The 3084-nt window shown below is 72.9% G+C and carries 3 protein-coding genes; 2 read left to right on the top strand and 1 reads right to left on the bottom strand.

The features are described 5' to 3' along the window. The first annotated feature begins 244 nt into the window (after positions 1-244). Positions 245-1675, top strand: a complete 1431-nt coding sequence (locus J1C73_RS21515) for a phytoene desaturase family protein (RefSeq protein WP_207317861.1) — start codon at positions 245-247, stop codon at positions 1673-1675. Positions 1676-2041: 366 nt separating this feature from the next. Here the strand turns inward: J1C73_RS21515 and J1C73_RS21510 are convergent, their stop codons facing one another. Continuing rightward, positions 2042-2350: a UBP-type zinc finger domain-containing protein gene (locus tag J1C73_RS21510; RefSeq protein WP_207317860.1), complete on the bottom strand. Its 309-nt coding sequence runs from the start codon at positions 2348-2350 to the stop codon at positions 2042-2044. A 164-nt stretch (positions 2351-2514) separates the two neighbouring features. On the opposite strand from J1C73_RS21510, the gene J1C73_RS21505 reads away from it, so the two are divergent. Next, a partial coding sequence (locus tag J1C73_RS21505) for a bifunctional transcriptional activator/DNA repair enzyme AdaA (RefSeq protein WP_207317859.1) occupies positions 2515-3084 on the top strand: 570 nt, incomplete at its 3' end.

Here is a 3084-nt window from a genome sequence, read left to right as displayed (position 1 = left end):
GATATTCACAGGCGCCGACGGTGCGGGCGCGGGTAGGGTTCCCGCTCGATGAGTACAAAGAACCCGGCTCAGCCGCCGCACCCCGCCCCGCTCCCCGCCTCCGGAACGACATCGGAGGATTCCGGGCCGCACCGGTGGATCGGTGCCATGGCCGAGCGGCTCGGCGCCGTGTCAGGGATACGCACCGTCGGCGCCTGTGAATATCCTGGGGACTCCGACCGTCGGCTGACAAAGGAGTCCGAAGGTGCCGTCGATGCTTGACGCAGTCGTCGTGGGGGCAGGCCCCAACGGGCTGACCGCCGCAGCCGAACTGGCCCGCCGCGGCTACGCCGTGGAGGTCTTCGAAGCCGGGCGGACCGTCGGCGGCGGAGCCCGTACCGAGGAGCTCACGCTCCCCGGCTTCCGCCACGACCCCTGCTCGGCGGTCCACCCGCTGGGCATCGGCTCGCCCGCCTTCGACGCGATGCCGCTCGCCAGGCACGGCCTGGAGTGGCTGCAGCCCCGGCTGGCCCTCGCCCACCCGTTCCCGGACGGGTCCGCCGCCGTGCTGGCCGGCTCGGTGGGGGAGAGCGCCATGTCGCTCGGGCCGCGTGACGCGGGGGCGTACCGCAGACTCGTCGCACCGTTCCTCGGCCATTGGGACAGCCTCGCCCAGGACTTCCTGCGCACCCCGTGGGACGGGCTGCCGCGCGACCCGTACCGCTGGGTGCGCTTCGGCCTCGACGCCATCCAGCCCGCCACGTTCCTGTCCCGCCGCTTCAGCGGCGAGAAGGCGCGCGGCCTCCTTGCCGGACTGGCCGCCCACGCCATAGCCCCCACCAGCGGTATCGCGACCGGCGGAATCGCCCTGCTCTTCGCGCTGGCCGCGCACGAGAAGGGCTGGCCGGTGCCGCGCGGCGGCTCCCAGGCCATCTCCGACGCCCTGGCCTCGTACCTGCGGGAACAGAGCGGTGTCATCCACACCGGCACCGAGGTCAAGCGCCTGGACGAACTCCCGCCGGCCCGCGCCTACATCTTCGACACCTCGCCGACCGCGCTGGCCCGGATCGCCGGACTGGGCAACGCCTACCGGGGTTACCGCTACGGTGCGTCCTGCTTCAAGATCGACTACGCCCTGTCGGGCCCCGTCCCCTGGACCGCCGAGGAGGCCCGCCGGGCAGGCACGGTACACATCGGCCCCACGGCCGGAGAGATCGATTCCGCCCTGCACGCCGCGGTGACCGGCCTCGACCCGAGTGTGCCGTTCCTGATCACCGCCCAGCCCAGCCTCGTCGACCCGTCCCGCGCCCCCGAGGGCAAGCAGGTGTTCTGGGTGTACGGACACGTCCCGGCGGGCTGGGAGGGCGACGCCACCGAGGTCATCGAACGCCAACTGGAGCGCTTCGCCCCCGGTTTCCGCGACATGGTGCTCGCCCGCGCGGTCACCGGACCGCCCCGGCTCGCCGCGCGCAACGCGAACTACGTGGACGGGGACATCGCCTGCGGTGCCTTCTCGGGGCTGCAGACGGTGATCCGCCCCAAGCTCGCCCGGGTGCCGTACGCGACGGCGCATCCGGCGGTCTTCATCTGCTCCTCGGCGACCCCGCCCGGACCCGGTGTGCACGGCATGTCCGGACACCACGCGGCGAAGGCGGTATGGCGCCGGCTGCGGGAGTCGGGTCCCTCCCGCAGGTGACCCTCCGGCTCAGGGCCGGGGCAGACCCGCGAGGGCGAGGAAGCGGGACCCGGCGTCGTCGTGCTCGACGAGGCGCCAGCCGGCCCTGCGCAGCGCGGGTTCCAGGTTCGGCCGGGCGAGCGGATCATCGGGGGCTCGGAGTGCGGCCGTGCCGGGCAGCGCGTTCCACGCGGCCGCACGTCTGCGGCGATGCCGCGCGCATGGCCAAGGACGTCGGCCGGGCGCTGCGCGGCATCGCCGTCGCACACGGCGGTCTCGGTCACGACGCGGCGGCTCAGTACGTCAAGCAGCTCGCCGCGGCAAGCGGTGCGTCCGCGACGCCTACTGAGCGGCATCGCGGACACGTCCGCCGGACCGGCGCGGCCTTCAGGCCGGCCGCGCCGGTCCGGCTCCCTCGACATCGAAGGTCAGCTGGTCCTCGTAACACCACCACCAGGTCTCGCCCGGCTCGTAGGAGCGGATGAGCGGGTGCCCGGTGGCGGCGTTATGCGCGGTGGCGTGCTTGTTGCGGGAGGAATCGCAGCATCCGACGTGTCCGCAGGTCGGGCACTCGCGCAGATGTACCCAGGTGTCGCCCAGCGCGACACACTCCGTGCAGGAGTCGGCACTGTCCGGGGCGACTCGCCGTACCTGGTCCAGGTGGGAGCAGAGCGGCGTCGCCTGTGCGTCCGTCATCGTCGGGCCTCCTTCTCGTATCTCACCGCAGCGGCCCCGTCCCATTCTCATGCGAAGTACGGAACGGGGCGAGGGGAGAGGCGGAGCGGACGGGTGCAGGCAGCTCAAGGCTGATGTCGGATTCTCGCCAGCCGTGGCCCGGCCGGGTGCCCCATGCTTGAACCATGCACACCGACACCGAGCGCTGCGTGCGGGCCGTCCAGTCCAAGGACTCCCGTTTCGACGGCTGGTTCTTCACCGCGGTCCTGACCACCAGGATCTACTGCCGGCCGAGCTGCCCGGTCGTGCCGCCCAAGGTCGAGAACATGACCTTCTACCCGAGCTCCGCCGCCTGCCAGCAGGCCGGATTCCGGGCCTGCAAGCGCTGTCGGCCCGATACCAGCCCGGGGTCGCCCGAGTGGAACGCCCGCGCCGACTCCGTCGCCCGTGCGATGCGGCTCATCCGGGACGGAGTCGTCGACCGGGAGGGGGTACCGGGACTCGCCACCCGGCTCGGATACTCCGCCCGGCAGATCGAGCGGCAGCTGCTCGCGGAGCTGGGAGCGGGGCCGCTGGCGCTGGCCAGGGCGCAGCGGGCGCAGACCGCGCGGGTGCTCATCGAGACCACGGGGCTGCCCATGGCCGAGGTGGCGTTCGCGGCCGGGTTCTCCTCGATCCGCACCTTCAACGACACCGTCCGTGAGGTCTTCGCCCTCGCTCCGGGTGAGCTGCGCGGCCGCGCGGCCCGGTCGGCG

The sequence above is a fragment of the Streptomyces laculatispora genome (assembly GCF_017353455.1).
Lineage (GTDB): Bacteria > Actinomycetota > Actinomycetes > Streptomycetales > Streptomycetaceae > Streptomyces > Streptomyces laculatispora.
The sequence above is the reverse complement of the archived record's forward strand: the minus strand, read 5'-3'. Positions and strand labels throughout refer to the sequence as shown.

What these genes read in the sequence shown, in the direction of transcription:
- J1C73_RS21510 (WP_207317860.1), bottom strand. Translation starts at nt 2,350, where the DNA reads ATGACGGACGCACAGGCGACGCCGCTCTGCTCCCACCTGGACCAGGTA.